The organism is Mangrovibacter sp. MFB070 (assembly GCF_000705335.1).
Taxonomy (GTDB): Bacteria; Pseudomonadota; Gammaproteobacteria; order Enterobacterales; family Enterobacteriaceae; genus Mangrovibacter; species Mangrovibacter plantisponsor.
This window is the reverse complement of the sequence record NZ_JJMI01000052.1, coordinates 36,575-52,249: the sequence shown is the minus strand read 5'-3', so window position 1 is coordinate 52,249 and position 15,675 is coordinate 36,575. Positions and strand designations below refer to the sequence as shown.

The 15,675-nt window shown below is 50.2% G+C and carries 15 protein-coding genes; 9 read left to right on the top strand and 6 right to left on the bottom strand.

What is annotated here, in order from left to right; all coding sequences use genetic code 11:
* The first annotated feature begins 67 nt into the window (after positions 1 to 67).
* From coaBC to slmA, 3 genes are all read left to right on the top strand, one after another.
* Positions 68 to 1,285, top strand: coding sequence for a bifunctional phosphopantothenoylcysteine decarboxylase/phosphopantothenate--cysteine ligase CoaBC (gene coaBC / locus DT73_RS22755; protein ID WP_036115698.1), 1,218 nt, complete (start codon positions 68 to 70; stop codon positions 1,283 to 1,285).
* The gene (gene dut, locus DT73_RS22750) at positions 1,263 to 1,721 is read left to right on the top strand and encodes a dUTP diphosphatase (protein WP_036115695.1); all 459 of its coding nucleotides are present in this window, start codon (positions 1,263 to 1,265) and stop codon (positions 1,719 to 1,721) included. Before coaBC ends, dut begins: the two co-directional genes overlap by 23 nt.
* A gap of 127 nt (positions 1,722 to 1,848) precedes the next feature.
* On the top strand, positions 1,849 to 2,445 hold the full coding sequence (gene slmA / locus DT73_RS22745; protein WP_036115693.1) for a nucleoid occlusion factor SlmA: 597 nt from the start codon (positions 1,849 to 1,851) through the stop codon (positions 2,443 to 2,445).
* 36 nt (positions 2,446 to 2,481) lie between these two features.
* On the opposite strand, the gene pyrE is transcribed toward slmA, so the two are convergent.
* Positions 2,482 to 3,123: an orotate phosphoribosyltransferase gene (pyrE, locus tag DT73_RS22740; protein ID WP_036115691.1), complete on the bottom strand. Its 642-nt coding sequence runs from the start codon at positions 3,121 to 3,123 to the stop codon at positions 2,482 to 2,484.
* A 112-nt stretch (positions 3,124 to 3,235) separates the two neighbouring features.
* Positions 3,236 to 3,952, bottom strand: coding sequence for a ribonuclease PH (gene rph, locus DT73_RS22735; protein ID WP_036115688.1), 717 nt, complete (start codon positions 3,950 to 3,952; stop codon positions 3,236 to 3,238).
* 123 nt (positions 3,953 to 4,075) lie between these two features.
* On the opposite strand from rph, the gene DT73_RS22730 reads away from it, so the two are divergent.
* Entirely contained in the window at positions 4,076 to 4,939 is an 864-nt protein-coding gene (locus DT73_RS22730) for a YicC/YloC family endoribonuclease (RefSeq protein ID WP_036115685.1), read from the top strand.
* 68 nt (positions 4,940 to 5,007) lie between these two features.
* Here DT73_RS22730 and DT73_RS22725 read toward each other — a convergent pair whose 3' ends face one another.
* Genes DT73_RS22725 through dmsA form a run of 3 tightly spaced genes read right to left on the bottom strand, consistent with a single transcriptional unit; the run spans position 5,008 to position 8,945 of the window.
* On the bottom strand, positions 5,008 to 5,871 hold the full coding sequence (locus DT73_RS22725; RefSeq protein WP_036115682.1) for a dimethyl sulfoxide reductase anchor subunit family protein: 864 nt from the start codon (positions 5,869 to 5,871) through the stop codon (positions 5,008 to 5,010).
* Position 5,872: 1 nt separating this feature from the next.
* Entirely contained in the window at positions 5,873 to 6,490 is a 618-nt protein-coding gene (locus DT73_RS22720) for a DMSO/selenate family reductase complex B subunit (RefSeq protein ID WP_036115679.1), read from the bottom strand.
* 10 nt (positions 6,491 to 6,500) lie between these two features.
* Positions 6,501 to 8,945, bottom strand: a complete 2,445-nt coding sequence (gene dmsA / locus DT73_RS22715) for a dimethylsulfoxide reductase subunit A (RefSeq protein ID WP_036115676.1) — start codon at positions 8,943 to 8,945, stop codon at positions 6,501 to 6,503.
* A 740-nt stretch (positions 8,946 to 9,685) separates the two neighbouring features.
* Between dmsA and DT73_RS22710 the strand changes: the two genes are divergently transcribed.
* Complete coding sequence (locus tag DT73_RS22710; protein WP_036115673.1) at positions 9,686 to 10,642, top strand: AEC family transporter; 957 nt, start codon at positions 9,686 to 9,688, stop codon at positions 10,640 to 10,642.
* A 110-nt stretch (positions 10,643 to 10,752) separates the two neighbouring features.
* A complete protein-coding gene (locus DT73_RS22705; protein WP_036115670.1) occupies positions 10,753 to 11,589 on the top strand; it encodes a helix-turn-helix transcriptional regulator in 837 nt (278 codons plus the stop codon).
* On the opposite strand, the gene DT73_RS22700 is transcribed toward DT73_RS22705, so the two are convergent.
* Positions 11,582 to 12,481, bottom strand: coding sequence for a LysR family transcriptional regulator (locus DT73_RS22700; protein WP_036115667.1), 900 nt, complete (start codon positions 12,479 to 12,481; stop codon positions 11,582 to 11,584). The two genes, DT73_RS22705 and DT73_RS22700, sit on opposite strands and share 8 nt — an antisense overlap.
* Before the next feature lie 285 nt (positions 12,482 to 12,766).
* Between DT73_RS22700 and DT73_RS22695 the strand changes: the two genes are divergently transcribed.
* Genes DT73_RS22695 through DT73_RS22685 form a run of 3 tightly spaced genes read left to right on the top strand, consistent with a single transcriptional unit; the run spans position 12,767 to position 15,625 of the window.
* Complete coding sequence (locus DT73_RS22695; RefSeq protein WP_036115665.1) at positions 12,767 to 14,263, top strand: UbiD family decarboxylase; 1,497 nt, start codon at positions 12,767 to 12,769, stop codon at positions 14,261 to 14,263.
* 11 nt (positions 14,264 to 14,274) lie between these two features.
* Positions 14,275 to 14,859, top strand: a complete 585-nt coding sequence (locus DT73_RS22690; RefSeq protein ID WP_036115663.1) for a UbiX family flavin prenyltransferase — start codon at positions 14,275 to 14,277, stop codon at positions 14,857 to 14,859.
* Positions 14,860 to 14,908: 49 nt separating this feature from the next.
* The gene (locus DT73_RS22685) at positions 14,909 to 15,625 is read left to right on the top strand and encodes a DUF554 domain-containing protein (protein ID WP_036115661.1); all 717 of its coding nucleotides are present in this window, start codon (positions 14,909 to 14,911) and stop codon (positions 15,623 to 15,625) included.
* Positions 15,626 to 15,675: the final 50 nt, after the last annotated feature.

The following is a 15,675-nucleotide window of genomic DNA, read 5'->3' as shown; positions in this document are numbered from 1 at the left end:
GAAACCCCGTTTGCATGATTTGTGGTAACATGCCGCATCTTGTTTTCATACAGACGGGAACATCACCATGGGCTTGTCCGGTAAAAAAATTGTCCTGGGTATTAGCGGCGGCATTGCTGCCTATAAAACCCCTGAACTGGTACGCAGGTTGCGCGATCATGGCGCAGAAGTGCGTGTTGTTATGACCGAAGCGGCAAAAGCGTTCATCACCCCACTAACTCTGCAGGCCGTATCCGGGCACCCGGTATCAGAAAGCCTGCTGGATACTGCAGCAGAAGCAGCAATGGGGCATATTGAGCTGGGCAAGTGGGCAGACCTGGTGATTCTGGCTCCGGCCACGGCTGATTTAATTGCCCGGGTGACTGCCGGCATGGCAAATGACCTGGTCAGCACAATGTGCCTGGCGACACCCGCCCCCGTTGCCGTCGTCCCGGCCATGAACCAGCAGATGTTCCGCGCCACCGCCACCCAACAAAATATTGAACGCCTGGCCGAACGTGGGTTACTTATTTGGGGCCCGGACAGTGGTAGCCAGGCCTGTGGCGATGTAGGGCCAGGCAGAATGCTCGACCCACTGGTAATAGTTGAAATGGCAGAGCAACATTTCGGCCACAGCCAGGACCTGAAAGATCTGAATATCATGATAACAGCAGGCCCAACACGTGAACCCCTGGATCCCGTCAGGTATATTACCAATCACAGTTCAGGGAAAATGGGTTTTGCTCTGGCTGCTGCTGCGGCAAAAAGAGGGGCCAATGTCACTCTGGTCAGCGGGCCTGTGTCACTCCCCACTCCACAAGGCGTACTGCGTGTTGACGTAACAACGGCGCTGGAAATGAATGCGATTGTGCAGCAATCCGTACAAAAGCAGGCAATTTTCATTGGCTGTGCCGCCGTCGCCGATTTCCGTGCCGAACAAATCGCTGCGGAGAAAATAAAAAAACAAAGCGATGAAGACGGGTTGATCATAAAAATGGTAAAAAACCCGGATATCATTGCTGGCGTGGCCGGGTTAACAGAAAACCGCCCTTATGTTGTCGGGTTTGCTGCCGAAACAAGTAATGTGGAAGAATATGCCCGGCAAAAACAAACCCGCAAACACCTGGATTTAATCTGCGCAAATGACGTTTCTGTAGCAGGCCAGGGGTTTAATAGTGATATGAATGCATTGCACCTCTTCTGGCAAGATGGGGATAAAGCGCTGGCGTTAACCAGCAAAACCCAGCTTGGTCAATTGTTACTGGACGAGATCATTACCCGTTATGATGAAAAAAATCGACGTTAAGATTCTGGACCCGCGTGTTGGTCAGCAATTTCCCTTGCCAACTTACGCCACCTCTGGCTCCGCCGGGCTCGATCTGCGCGCCTGTCTTGATGAGGCTTTCGACCTCGCCCCCGGGCAAACCACACTGGTGCCAACCGGGCTGGCTATCCATATTGCAGACCCTTCACTGGCGGCGGTAATTTTACCGCGCTCAGGGCTTGGCCATAAACACGGTGTTGTGCTGGGCAACCTGGTTGGCCTGATTGATTCCGATTATCAGGGGCAGTTAATGGTATCGGTATGGAACCGTGGGCAAACCACTTTTACTGTCGAACCCGGTGAGCGCCTGGCACAAATGGTTTTTGTACCGGTCGTACAGGCTGAATTTAATGTTGTTGAAGATTTTGCCGCTACGGATCGTGGAGAAGGCGGTTTCGGCCATTCTGGCCGCCAATAATAATCCAGGGACAGCCCCGCCAGACATCAGTAATTCGATGATGGCCCCGCAGGCAAATCAGCCTGCGGGTCAGGGTTAATGTGTGGGCATTACCTGGTCATTGCTTATTTCAGGGGTATTTTAGAACATGGCAGAAAAACAAACGGCGAAAAGGAATCGTCGCGACGAAATACTGCAGGCGCTGGCCCAAATGCTTGAATCAAGTGATGGCAGCCAACGTATTACCACAGCAAAACTGGCTGCCACGGTGGGTGTCTCTGAAGCCGCACTTTACCGCCATTTTCCCAGCAAAACGCGCATGTTCGATAGCCTTATCGAATTTATCGAAGACAGCCTTATCACACGTATCAACCTGATATTGAAAGATGAAAAGGATACCACTGCGCGTTTAAGGCTGATTGTGCTGCTTATTTTGGGGTTTGGCGAACGCAACCCAGGGTTAACCCGCATTCTTACCGGCCATGCATTAATGTTTGAACAGGACCGGTTACAGGGGCGTATTAATCAATTATTTGAGCGTATTGAAGCCCAACTGCGCCAGGTAATGCGTGAACGGAAAATGCGTGAAGGCGAAAGCTACACAGTGGACGAAACGCTGTTAGCCAGCCAGTTACTGGCGTTTTGCGAAGGTATGCTGTCACGCTTTGTACGCAGCGAATTTCGTTACCACCCAACTGATGATTTTGAAGCCCGCTGGCCGCTACTGGCCGCTCAGCTGAACTAAAAAAAGGGCCTGAAGGCCCTTTTTTACTGGTGAGGTTTACACACCGTATTGTTCGCGATACTCACGAACCGACGCCAGGTGCTGAGCCATTTCTGGTTTTTCTTCCAGCCAACTGATGACGTCTTTCAGGGTAATAATGGAAATGACTTTGCAGTGGTAATCGCGCTCCACTTCCTGAATTGCGGAAATATCGCTGCGCCCACGTTCCTGGCGGTCCAGTGATATCAGTACCCCGGCAAGAGATGCACCATTCGCCTGGATAATCTCCATCGATTCACGAATAGCTGTACCTGCCGTAATCACATCATCCACCAGCATTACCCGGCCTTGCAGCGGGCTGCCAACCAGGTTACCCCCTTCACCATGGTCTTTTGCTTCTTTACGGTTAAAGCAGTAAGGCACATCCCGCTCATGGTGCTCCGCCAGTGCAACAGCGGTTGTTGTCGCAATGGGAATCCCTTTATAAGCCGGGCCAAACAGCAGGTCAAAATCAATCCTGGAGTCCACCAGCGCTTCGGCATAGAAGCGCCCCAAAAGTGCCAGATCACGCCCGGTATTAAATAGCCCCGCATTGAAGAAATAGGGGCTGATACGCCCGGATTTCAGGGTAAACTCACCAAACTTCAATACCTGCTTGTTAAGCGCAAATTCAATAAACTGGCGCTGATACGGTTTCATGGATTCGCTCCTTACTGTGGCAATTCTGTTCATGCGCGGGTGGTCTGGACATCACTGCCACAATGCGCCAACCCGCGGGCAAAAAAAAGGCGACTCACAGGCCGCCTGAAAATTAATTTTCTAACGCCGCCTTCTGCGACGCGATGATAGATTCGATACCCCCACGAGCCAAAGCCAGCAACGTGAGAAGTTCTTCATGGCTGAACGGCTCGCCTTCAGCAGTGCCCTGCACTTCGATCATGCGCCCGTCTTCCATCATGACCACGTTCATATCAGTTTCAGCAGCGGAATCTTCCACATACTCCAGGTCACAAACCGCTTCACCGTTCACGATACCTACCGATACCGCGGCAACCATCCCTTTCATTGGGTTGGCTTTCAGTTTGCCGTTCGCCACCATCGTGTTCAGGGCATCAGCCAGTGCCACACAGGCGCCAGAGATAGAGGCAGTACGTGTTCCGCCATCAGCCTGCAGGACATCACAGTCCAGCGTAATGGTGTATTCGCCCAGCGCTTTCAGGTCTATTGCGGCACGCAATGCACGGGCGATAAGGCGCTGGATTTCCATTGTGCGGCCACCTTGCTTGCCCTTGGCGGCTTCACGCGCGTTACGGGTGTGAGTGGCGCGCGGCAACATACCGTATTCTGCGGTTACCCAACCCTGGCCCTGGCCTTTCAGAAAGCGGGGGACGCCTTCTTCTACCGTGGCGGTACACAGTACTTTGGTATCGCCAAACGCCACCAGAACAGAGCCTTCGGCGTGTTTGGTGTAATGGCGAGTAAGAGTGACGGGGCGTACTTGTGTGTTACTACGGCCTGCTGGACGCATGAGTCTTCTCCGGTCAGAAACGAATGTGGCTGCGCATTATACGGACTTCGCGACCTTATTCCTATCCTGATGGGAGCATGCTGGCTATAATCCCCTCATCCATTTATAAAATTGGTTACTGATATGATCCGTAGCATGACCGCCTACGCCCGGCGTGAAATTAAAGGCAACTGGGGCTCAGCCTCCTGGGAACTGCGCTCAGTCAACCAGCGCTACCTCGAAACCTACCTGCGCCTCCCTGAACAATTTCGCAGTCTTGAACCCGTAGTACGCGAACGTATTCGTGCACGCCTGACCCGTGGCAAAATCGAATGCACCCTGCGTTTTGAGCCAGACAGCCACGCTCAAAGTGAGCTGATTCTTAATGAGGAACTGGCAAAACAGCTGGTACAGGCCGGCAACTGGGTAAAAATGCAGAGTGATGAAGGTGAAATCAACCCACTGGATATTCTGCGCTGGCCAGGCGTGATGTCTGCCAAAGAGCAGGATCTTGATGCCATTACCAGTGAAATCATGGGTGGGCTGGAATCCGCACTGGATGACTTTATCGTTGCCCGTGAAACCGAAGGCCAGGCACTTAAGGCATTAATTGAGCAACGCCTGGAAGGTGTCAGCACAGAAGTCAGCAAAGTGCGTGCGCAAATGCCGGATATCCTGAAATGGCAGCGTGAACGCCTGGTGAGCAAACTGGACGAAGCGTCTGTTCAGTTAGAAAACAACCGTCTTGAACAGGAACTGGTTCTGATGGCACAGCGGATTGATGTAGCTGAAGAGCTGGATCGCCTGGATGCCCACGTTAAAGAAACCTACAACATCCTGAAGAAGAAAGAAGCGGTTGGCCGCCGGCTGGACTTTATGATGCAGGAATTCAACCGTGAGTCGAATACGCTGGCATCAAAATCTATCAATGCCGAAGTGACCAACTCAGCCATTGAGCTGAAAGTGTTAATCGAACAGATGCGCGAGCAGATTCAAAACATCGAGTAACACCGCAGCTAAAAATAGCAGCCCATATCGCTATGGGCTTCTTATTTAAGTTAATGGCAAACGCAGGGTTACCCGGCGATTGCCATGCCAACCGTCATATGCAGGCCATAAAACACGCCACGGCTAATCAGTTCACCTGCCAGCACCAGTACAAACGCCAGTGACAATACAGGCACGGCAGGGTAATACCCTTTTAGCTGTGGTACCACCCAACACACCAGTGCGGCGGCCAGTAGCAGCAGGCTCCATGCCATCAGTGCACCATATTGCGGAACTAACGCCTGAGCCTGTTGCACGGAACTGTGAATTGTTGCCAGTTCACTCCCCTGCATTACCGCCACCACCGCACTACCCAGCAAAGCAACCAGGGAAACCGCAGGTAACACGCGCATGCCCCAACCTTCAACACCCACCACACGCAGCAGCAGGTAGCCAAGTAACGGTCCACCCATCAACATAGTCAGGAAAAAGCGTAACCCAGTCCATATTGAATACCAGGTTGGCACTGTATCTATCGTGTTGTAAACCCTTGCCATCATCCAGACAAACACCACACCCAGCACCATGGTGACTACAAGCCATAATGCGCGCAGCGGCTGGGAAAGCTTATTCACGACCGCCAGTAACCAGCCAATACCACCAACGGCAAAAAAGAGTGAGCCGCTGGCTATTTCGTTACTCAGGGCCGAAGCGCCAATCCGGTTTAACGAGTTAAACGCCCGCATGGGTGAACCCAGGTGCATCATGGAGGCAATAAACCCGATTCCCATCAATACCCACAACCCCAGCATCACGAGGGTGACCCTCTTTTGCTGCTCTGCACTGGGTTTGGCACACAACAACATCAGTGCCATAACAATAAATCCACCCACCACACACTGCCCCAGCACGGTAAACAGCATCAGTGGCCATTCACTCCATCCGTTACCCATTTCACACCTCCTTCGGGTTTGCCAGATAACCGCTGGTATCCCCTTCTGGGCGGCTGTTGGCGTTGGGTTTTATGACAATACTCGGTTTTGTGAAATGTGCAGACGGCAAAGGTGCAACTGCCGCCAGCTCACCATGTTTTTTGCGCAGTTCTTCGATTGGCCCAAAGTCCAGCGCTCTGAGTGGGCAGGATTCAACACAAATCGGCTTTTTGCCTTGTGCAACACGGGAGTAGCAACCATCACACTTGGTCATGTGCCCTTTGGCCGCGTTATATTGCGGCGCACCATAAGGACATGCCATATGGCAGTAACGGCAGCCAATACATACATCTTCATTGACCACGACAAAGCCATCTTCCCGCTTGTGCATTGCGCCACTGGGGCACACCTTCGTACAGGCCGGATCCTCGCAATGGTTACAGGCGATGGATAAATAGTAAGCGAACACATTTTGGTGCCAGACACCGTTATCTTCCTGCCAGTCACCTCCCGCATATTCATAAATGCGGCGAAAACTCACATCCGGCGTTAAGTCTTTGTAATCTTTACAGGCCAGCTCACAGGTTTTGCAACCGGTGCACCGACTGGAATCAATAAAAAATCCATACTGGGTTGTCATCGGTTACTCCTTACAACTTTTCAACCTGGACCAGGTTGGTGTGTGACGGGTTGCCTTTTGCCAGTGGTGACGGGCGTTGGGTTGTCAGTACGTTGATGCTGCCAGCTTGGTCGACCCGTTGAGCATCCGGGGAATACCAGGCTCCCTCGCCCAGGGCGACAACACCCGGTAAAATACGTGGCGTCACTTTTGCCTCAATGTGAACCTCTCCCCGGCCATTAAAAATCCGCACGCGATCACCGTTGGCGATGCCGCGAGCCTGAGCATCCATGGGGTTAATCCACATCTCCTGGCGGCAGGCGGCTTTTAAAACGTCCACATTGCCGTAAGTTGAGTGTGTGCGGGCCTTGTAATGAAAACCGGTCAATTGCAGCGGCCACTGTTTTGCTAATGGGTCGTCATAGTTTTCAAACCCGGCACTGTAAACCGGCAGCGGGTCGACCACATCGTCTTTATCCAGTTGCCAGGTCGCGGCGATCTCAGCCAGTTGTGCGGAGTAAATTTCAATTTTCCCGGAAGGTGTAGTGAGCGGGTTGGCAGCAGGGTCCTCGCGGAAAGCTTTGTACGCAACGTGGTGCCCTTCAGGATCTCGTTGTTTAAAAATCCCCTGTTCACGGAAGGCTTCGAAAGACGGTAAATCGGGAATGGCTTTACGAGACAGCTCATGGAGATGGCGCATCCACCCTTCCTGAGTACGCCCCTCGGTAAATTTCTCTTCCACACCCAGGCGTTTTGCCAGAGCGCTGGTCATTTCATAAATAGTTTTGCATTCAAAACGCGGCTTAATGACCTGATCATTAAAAATCACATAGGACATATTCCCGCAAGAGGCATCCAGCGCGAAGTCCATTTGTTCAGACGCGGTGCAATCCGGCAATAAAATATCGGCATATTTCGCCGAAGCAGTCATGTGGCAATCAATCACCACTATCATTTCACACTTATTCTCATCCTGAAGAATTTCGTGAGTGCGGTTAATTTGCGAGTGCTGGTTCACCAGGCAGTTACCGGCATAGTTCCAAATCATCTTGATGGGAACATCCAGCTTGTCTTTCCCGCGCACCCCATCGCGGGTGGCTGTCATTTCAGGACCGCGCTCAATTGCATCGGTCCACATAAACATTGAGATGCTGGTTTGCACCGGGTTATCCAGCGTTGGCATCCGTTCGAATGGTATTTCATAAGACCCTTCACGGGCACCGCTGTTGCCCCCAGAAATACCCACGTTCCCGGTCAAAATCGGCAACATAGCGATAGCCCGGGAAGCCAGTTCTCCATTGGCGTGGCGCTGTGGCCCCCAACCCTGAGAAATAAATGCCGGTTTTACTGAACCGATTTCTCGTGCCAGTTGAATGATACGTGAGGCCGGAATACCGGTAATGGGTGCCGCCCAGTCAGGTGTTTTCGCCACGCCATCGTTACCTTGCCCAAGGATATAGGCTTTGTAATGGCTGTTTGCGGGCGCACCAGGCGGCAATGTTTTTTCGTCATAGCCAACACAGTATTTATCAAGGAATGCCTGGTCGACGAGGTTCTCAGTAATCAAAACCCAGGCAATTGCCGCAGCCAGTGCGCCATCAGTTCCGGGCCGAACCGGGATCCACTCATCCTCGCGCCCTGCCCCGGTATCGTTGTAACGCGGGTCGATGATTATCATGCGCGCATTAGATTTCTGGCGTGCCTGTTCAATGTAGTAGGTAACCCCGCCGCCGCTCATCCGCGTTTCGCCCGGGTTATTACCAAACAACACGACCAGTTTGCTGTTTTCGATGTCAGACGGGCTGTTACCATCTGCCCAGCCACCGTAGGTGTAGTTCAGTCCGGCAGCAATTTGAGCTGTTGAATAATCACCGTAATGGTTTAAGTAGCCACCCACGCAATTCATCAGCCGGGCAATCAGTGTTTTTCCTGGTGGCCAGGAGCGGGTCATCGTGCCGCCCAACGTCCCGGTACCATAATTAAGGTAGATAGATTCGTTACCGTAGTCTTTAATCAGGCGCTGGGTGTTGCTGGCGATAATGTCATAAGCTTCATCCCAGCTAATACGCTCAAATTTCCCTTCGCCCCGTTTGCCCACGCGTTTCATTGGGTACTTCAGCCGGTCAGGGTTATAAACCCGGCGGCGCATAGAGCGGCCACGCAGGCAGGCCCGCACCTGGTGCAAACCATCATAATCATCATTGCCGGTGTTATCGGTTTCCACATAGCGAATTTCACCGTTAACAACATGCATACGCAACGGGCAACGGCTACCACAGTTAACGGTGCAGGCACTCCAGATTATCTTTTCCTGAGAGCCTGCCGGGGCAATCGCATCTGCGGCGCAAACCAAACGGGAAAAGGGCAAAGAAAATGCGCTACCAGCCAGTGCCAGGCCACCAATTGCAGTTCCTTTCATTAAGCCTCGTCGGCTGACTTCTGCTTCCAGCAAAGCATCGGGGGTTTTATGGCTCATAAATACTCACCTTGCTTATTTTCGTCATTGATGCAATTCAACCGCTATATAAACATTTATATAATGGTTTGAATTATCAGTTTATTTTCTTTTTCAATGTGAGTATTACGCTGTCCGGGGAATTAATAGTTTGCTTAGTATCAATTCAGCTGTTGAAACATGCAGATAAGGTGTATTTCTGAGAGCCCGGGCAGAAAATCAGGTTTTAAAAAAGAGTCATCAAAGGTGATAACGAATATCACTCGCAATTATTTTTCACCGTATGGCCGGGCATATTTTCTGGTCAGCCTTTGGCATATAGAAAAATCTTAAAACATATCCCTTTTATCTATTTCCCTAAAAATAGCTCACGGATTTCCGGTAAGCCCGGCAATAAAAGGACACTTCAAGGTTAACAATATAGTCACTTCGGGCTGGTTGGGGAGTTATGGTCGGTTTGGCTGGATTACCTGGATATCAATTAACCCTGCCTTCTTTAGCAGATTTTTCCCGGCGATGCTCTCTGGCCCACCACATAATAATAGTTACATTTTTGTCACACAAACCCATGCAGTAGCGTCGCCTTTTCATCAGTGCTTTTGCTATCATTCACCCTCTGCAGGCCGTGATAACTAAAAAAATTCGCACTGTCTACCCTGTCCCTTACCATCCTGACGGCCCGTTTTAAGAAACGTAGCTGTCATGCTTGCCGCCTGAAATGACAACAAAAATTTATTAGCTTTTGATATAAAAGGAAAAATATGGACTGGGAAACCTGGCGCTTTGTTATCAGTGTCACGCTGCCAAACCTGCTGCTACTCCTTGCTGGGATCATATTGCGCCGGGCAGGGCTGATGAACGATACATTTATTGATGGTGCCTCAAAAATTGTCTTTGTTGTTGCGCTGCCCTGCTTATTGTTTTTCAGTATCGCCACACAAAAAATCTCGCTGGCACAAAATCTGCCTCTGGCCCTGTACGGTCTGGTGGGCACGACATTATCCTGGTTGATACTGGAGCTTATCGCTCCCTTATTGGTAAAAGAGCGCAAGGAGCGAGGTATCTTTGTTCAGGGTGGGTTCCGTGCCAATACTGCAATTGTCGGCCTGGCTTATGCATCAATGGCCTATGGCAAAGCTGGTATAGCCACAGGTTCACTCTATATGGCGACAACAGTTATTCTGTTTAACCTTTTATCCGTCATTTCATTGACCCGCACTCTGCAGGGGAACGGGAAAAAAGCACCGTCACTGGCTTCAGTTTTAAGCGGTGTTGTAAAAAACCCCCTGATTATCAGCCTGGTGCTTGGTCTGGCCTGGAATGCTACTGGCTTTTCTATCCCGCATCCTGTGTTTCAGACTGGTGAACTGATTTCCGCGACAGCACTGCCACTGGCCATGATGTGTGCCGGTGCGTCACTGGACCTGCGTAGTATGTTTAGATCATCCAATACGGCGTTATATGCCAGTCTGGCTCGTGTCGCGGTGGTTCCGGCAGGGTTAACTTTCGGTGGGTGGCTATGCGGCTTTGAAGGAACAACGCTCGGCGTCATCTTTCTGTTTTCTGCTACACCTGCCGCTGCTGCCAGTTACGTAATGACTCGGGCAATGGGCGGCAATGCCGTACTTGCCGCCAATATTATTGGTTTGACCATGGTTGGCTCAATTGTCACAACATCTCTGGGATTGTTTATTTTAAGAACCCTGAACCTGGGTTAACCAGGTTCTTTCCGCCAAAAATTTGGTACGTGTCATGTTATCCTGTTAGCCATGCACACTTATCATGGTATAAGCATTCTGGTGTGTGTCACTCAGAGTCGTGAATGAAGATGGCATTTCCCCTTTCACAACAATTAGGTGCTTTTTTAAAAGAACGGCGCCAAAGTCTGGATGCCCGTGCACTGGGGTATCTCTCTCAACGCCGCCGCACTCTGGGGCTACGCCGCGAAGAAGTCGCTCAGCGCGCCAGTATTAGCGTAACCTGGTATACCTGGCTTGAGCAGGGCCGGGGCGGCGCGCCTTCAGTTCCCGTGCTCGAACGCCTGAGCCAGGCGCTGTTGCTGACAGACACCGAACGTGAGCATCTGTTTTTATTGGGTGTTGGCCATCCACCTCAAACAAAACACCAGGAAAATCAGGTAATACCCGCCCATCTTCAGCATGTACTGAATACGCTTAACCCATGCCCCGCGCTGATAAAAAATCTTACCTGGGACGTTCTGGCATGGAATGACGCTGCCCGCCTGGTGTTGACTGATTACACACGTCTTGAGCCTGAGCAACGGAATATTTTGCGGCTTATCTTTTCACATGAACCAGTACGCCAGCATCAGGCAGACTGGGAGGCTGTGGCTCGTATGGTGGTTGGTGCGTTTCGGGCTGATATTGCCCGCGTTGGCGAAAGCCCACGCGTACAACACCTGGTTCAGGAACTTTCCGCTAAAAGTGCATTTTTTGCCACGCTTTGGGAAACACACAGCGTACAGGATTTAAGTGAAGGGATTAAATACCTGCATCGCTCTGACTGCGGGGCGCTTGCGCTGAATTATTCATCTTTTGGCATTCATGCGCGGCCAGATTTAAGCCTGCTGGTATACAGCCCTGCAACGGATGAAGATGCCAGTAAAATAGCAACAATCTTCTCTGTTGCTCACAAAACTATTTGAATGGATACCCTTGCTCAAGTAACCCCAAAAACTCTTGCAGCCAGGGCATATCAATGGTTTTCACCATCGCCGGGAAAAAAACTTGCGGTGAAGGGAAAACATCCAGTACGAAGCAATTTTCTAACCGGCTGGCATCAACTTCAGACTCAGGTAGCAATGTTGCCGCTTTCAGGCCAGACTCCAGCCAGTCAATAATTACACCGGGCTGAGCAATGTGCATAATCACATTCGGATTTACTCCGCCCTTACTAAAATTATCAAACAACATCTCATAAATTCCCGAATCCCGGGAACGTTGCAGCAAAACAAGGGGAAGCTCACCAATCGCCAGGTAAGGTATTGTCCCACTATTTATATCGCTACTCATACAACCTGCCAGCGCCTTATTAATTACCGCTACCAGTTTTACTGGCTCAAAAGCGATATAATCAAAGCATTCAGGTTGATAAGGTTTCTGAATTAACGCTAAATCTAATAAACCATCATTCAGTTGCTCTTCTAAATTACTGGAATCAGAAACGGAGATGCGTAATTCTATTTCTGGATGTTTCCGGTATAATTCAAGAAATAGTGGTTTGAAATAAGATTGGTATAAATGTGTCAAACCTATACGCAATAGCCGCTTTTCTCTGTTGGCTATTTGAATGGTTTCACGAGTTGTATTTTCTATTTGACGAAAGATATCACTGGCACGGCGATAGAGAAAATTACCCGCATCGGTAGGTTCGATTCTATTTCCATTACGCACAAAAAGAGAAGCATTGAGCTCTTCTTCAAGCTCCTGAATCCTCCGGCTAAGCGGGGGTTGTGCCATGTTTAGCGCTCTGGCGGCCTGGCTGATAGAACCATGCTCAACGACCTTACAGAAATACTTCAATCTTTTCAGATCCATAGAGAAAACGCCCTCCGCCAGACTATGAGGCCGTATTATCGCATATTTCTGTTTTTCGTGCATAAACAACTTAATAATTCAACAAAATAAAAACATTGCGGTAACATTTTTTGCATTATATGTAGCAATTTAACCTGAAGTAAATATATAATGTGACTGTAATCACTGCCACTCACACCTTTTTGATATGGTTTGTATAATCTAAACGGTATTTGTCTGGTTCTATTAGCAGGCATATATTTTCAGGTGCAAAGACAACTTACCTGAAAAATACGGACCACTATTATGGCAAATGAGCTAAATAAAGATCAGAGCCAGACGCATGATCTTCGCTCCGCAATTGAATTACTCAAATCTACCCCCGGCGAATATGTCGAAACGAATGTAGAAGTCGACCCTCGCGCCGAATTATCTGGTGTTTACCGCTACGTTGGTGCAGGTGGTACGTGCGAACGTCCTACCCGTAAAAACGGCCCGGTAATGATGTTCAACAAAATTAAAGGGTTCGATGATATCAGTGTCATTATTGGCCTGAATGGTTCCCGTAAACGCGTTGGGCAGTTCCTTAACTGCGAACCAGAAAGACTGGGCCATCTGCTGAAAGATTCCGTGCAGAACCCTATCGCTCCAGTTGAAGTCAGTGCTGACAAAGCAGTGTGCCAGGAAGTTGTACACCTGGCGACAGATGCAAATTTCGATTTGCGTAAACTGCTGCCTGCTCCGACCAACACCGAAGAAGACGCTGGCCCTTACATCACTATGGGTCTGTGCTATGCATCTGATCCAGAAACCCATGAATCAGATATCACGATTCATCGCCTGTGTGTTCAAAGCCGTGATGAGCTTTCAATGTGGCTCACTCCAGGCCGCCATATTGATGCATTCCGCATGAAAGCTGAAGAAGCGGGCAAACCACTGCCTATCTCCATCAGCATTGGTGTTGATCCGGCAATTGAAATTGCCGCCTGCTTCGAACCACCGACAACCCCACTTGGCTTTGACGAACTGAGTGTTGCCGGTGCATTGCGCGGCCACGCTGTTGAAATGGTGAAATGTAAAACCATCAATGAACGTGCAATTGCCCACGCAGAAATCGTTATTGAAGGCGAACTGCTGCCAAATGTACGTGTTCGTGAAGACCAGAACACCGACTCTGGCAAAGCGATGCCTGAATTCCCGGGTTATACCGGTGAAGCGAAAGAGGCACTGCCGGTTATCAAGGTGAAAGCCGTCACCCATCGCCACAACCCTATCTGGCGCACTACTGTAGGGCCAGGCGAAGAACATGTGAACATGGCAGGTATTCCAACTGAAGCCAGTATTCTGGATATGGTAAACCGCGCGATGCCTGGTAAACTGTTGAATGTATTTGCACACTCTGCAGGTGGTGGCAAATTACTGGCAGTTATGCAGTTTAAAAAATTCGCGCCGGTTGATGAAGGCCGCCAGCGTCAGGCTGCGCTGCTCGCATTCTCTGCATTCCCGGAACTGAAACACGTTATTCTGGTAGATGAAGATGTTGATATCTTTGACAGTGACGACGTGCTGTGGGCTATGCAGACTCGTTATCAGGGTGATGTAGATACCGTCTTTATTCCTGGTGTACGCTGCCATCCTCTGGATCCGTCACAAACACCAGAATACAGCCCAAGCATTCTGCAAACGGGGATGTCCTGCAAGACTATCTATGACTGCACAGTGCCGTTCCATCTGAAATCGCATTTTGAACGCTCGAAATTTAAAGAAGTGGATGTGAAACGCTTCCTGCCAGATTTCGAATAAGGAGTTATTGAATGACCACACAACGTATCATCATCGGGATCAGTGGCGCATCCGGTTTCCAGTATGGCGTAAAAGCCCTTGAGTTACTGCAAGGGAAAGGTCTTGAAGTGCACCTGGTTGTCTCCAAAGGTGCAGAAAGGACCTGCGAACTGGAAACGGATTACGAACTGGACAAGGTGATGGCGCTGGCGGATGTTGTGCATCCCATCGGCAACCTTGGGGCGTCAATATCCAGTGGTTCATTCAAAACCCTGGGTATGCTGGTTGCTCCCTGTTCTATGCGTTCCCTTGGGGCTATTGCTCACTGCCTGACCGACAATCTACTCACTCGGGCAGCAGATGTGGTGTTAAAAGAGCGCCGTCGCCTTGTCCTGCTGGCCAGGGAAACTCCGCTCAACCTTGGGCACCTGCGTAATATGCAGGCAGTAACGGAAATGGGCGGGATTATTTTCCCGCCTGTCCCGGCGCTCTACCAGCGCCCGCAAACAACCGATGAAATTATCACTCACAGTGTGGCTCGAGCTCTGGATCTATTTGATCTGGACGTGAAAAATATTCCGCGCTGGGGTGAAGGTGATATGCATCATGCGAATTAACCCTTTTTAAAACTCCCTCTCGGGTATAACACACTACAGGAACAAAAAAATGTTAATCGGTCCTTATGTCAACGGCACTGCTGTCGTTGTCGGCGGTCTGTTGGGTGCGCTTGCTGGCCGTATGCTTCCGGAACGTGTCCGGACTGCTCTTCCTTTAACCTTCGGCCTCTGCTCTGTTGGGCTGGGTATTAAGCTGGTTATTGAAGTGAAATATATGCCCGCCGTAGTTCTGGCTATGGTCATTGGCGCAGTACTTGGTGAACTGTTCTATGTCGAAAAAGGCATTGGTAAGGCAGCTGGCCTGACCCGCGGTATCGTCAACCGCTTTTTACCCCCGATTAAAGGACTAACCCACGAAGAATTTACTGAAAAATTTGTTGCCATTCTGGTGCTGTTTTGTGCCAGTGGCACAGGTATCTTTGGTGCCATGCACGAAGGGATGACAGGTGACCCGTCTATCCTGTATATCAAAACGGTACTGGATCTGTTCACTTCAGCAATTTTCGCCACCATGCTGGGCTACGCGGTAATGACCATTGCTATTCCTCAGGTCATTCTTCAGGTTCTGCTGGCAATGTTGGCAGTCGTTATTTTACCAATGACTACACCAGACATGATGGCTGACTTCTCCTGCGCTGGCGGCCTTATCATGATTGCGACAGGTTTGCGTATCTGCAATATCAAACTGTTTCCTGTGGCAAACATGCTACCGGGTCTCTTCCTGGTGATGCCGTTCTCCCACCTTTGGGCATCTTTAGTCGCATAAAACGTTAAGCATGGTTCGGGGTTTCCGGGCCATGCTATTTCCGTCAGAAT

Bases quoted from the DNA above. Each gene is read 5' to 3' on its own strand.
- DT73_RS22695 (WP_036115665.1), top strand. From the start codon at position 12,767: ATGGCAAATGAGCTAAATAAAGATCAGAGCCAGACGCATGATCTTCGC.
- pyrE (WP_036115691.1), bottom strand. From the start codon at position 3,123: ATGAAACCGTATCAGCGCCAGTTTATTGAATTTGCGCTTAACAAGCAG.
- DT73_RS22720 (WP_036115679.1), bottom strand. From the start codon at position 6,490: ATGACAACCCAGTATGGATTTTTTATTGATTCCAGTCGGTGCACCGGT.
- DT73_RS22685 (WP_036115661.1), top strand. From the start codon at position 14,909: ATGTTAATCGGTCCTTATGTCAACGGCACTGCTGTCGTTGTCGGCGGT.
- coaBC (WP_036115698.1), top strand. From the start codon at position 68: ATGGGCTTGTCCGGTAAAAAAATTGTCCTGGGTATTAGCGGCGGCATT.
- DT73_RS22725 (WP_036115682.1), bottom strand. From the start codon at position 5,871: ATGGGTAACGGATGGAGTGAATGGCCACTGATGCTGTTTACCGTGCTG.
- DT73_RS22730 (WP_036115685.1), top strand. From the start codon at position 4,076: ATGATCCGTAGCATGACCGCCTACGCCCGGCGTGAAATTAAAGGCAAC.
- DT73_RS22705 (WP_036115670.1), top strand. From the start codon at position 10,753: ATGGCATTTCCCCTTTCACAACAATTAGGTGCTTTTTTAAAAGAACGG.
- DT73_RS22710 (WP_036115673.1), top strand. From the start codon at position 9,686: ATGGACTGGGAAACCTGGCGCTTTGTTATCAGTGTCACGCTGCCAAAC.
- rph (WP_036115688.1), bottom strand. From the start codon at position 3,952: ATGCGTCCAGCAGGCCGTAGTAACACACAAGTACGCCCCGTCACTCTT.
- dmsA (WP_036115676.1), bottom strand. From the start codon at position 8,945: ATGAGCCATAAAACCCCCGATGCTTTGCTGGAAGCAGAAGTCAGCCGA.
- DT73_RS22690 (WP_036115663.1), top strand. From the start codon at position 14,275: ATGACCACACAACGTATCATCATCGGGATCAGTGGCGCATCCGGTTTC.
- dut (WP_036115695.1), top strand. From the start codon at position 1,263: ATGATGAAAAAAATCGACGTTAAGATTCTGGACCCGCGTGTTGGTCAG.
- DT73_RS22700 (WP_036115667.1), bottom strand. From the start codon at position 12,481: ATGGATCTGAAAAGATTGAAGTATTTCTGTAAGGTCGTTGAGCATGGT.
- slmA (WP_036115693.1), top strand. From the start codon at position 1,849: ATGGCAGAAAAACAAACGGCGAAAAGGAATCGTCGCGACGAAATACTG.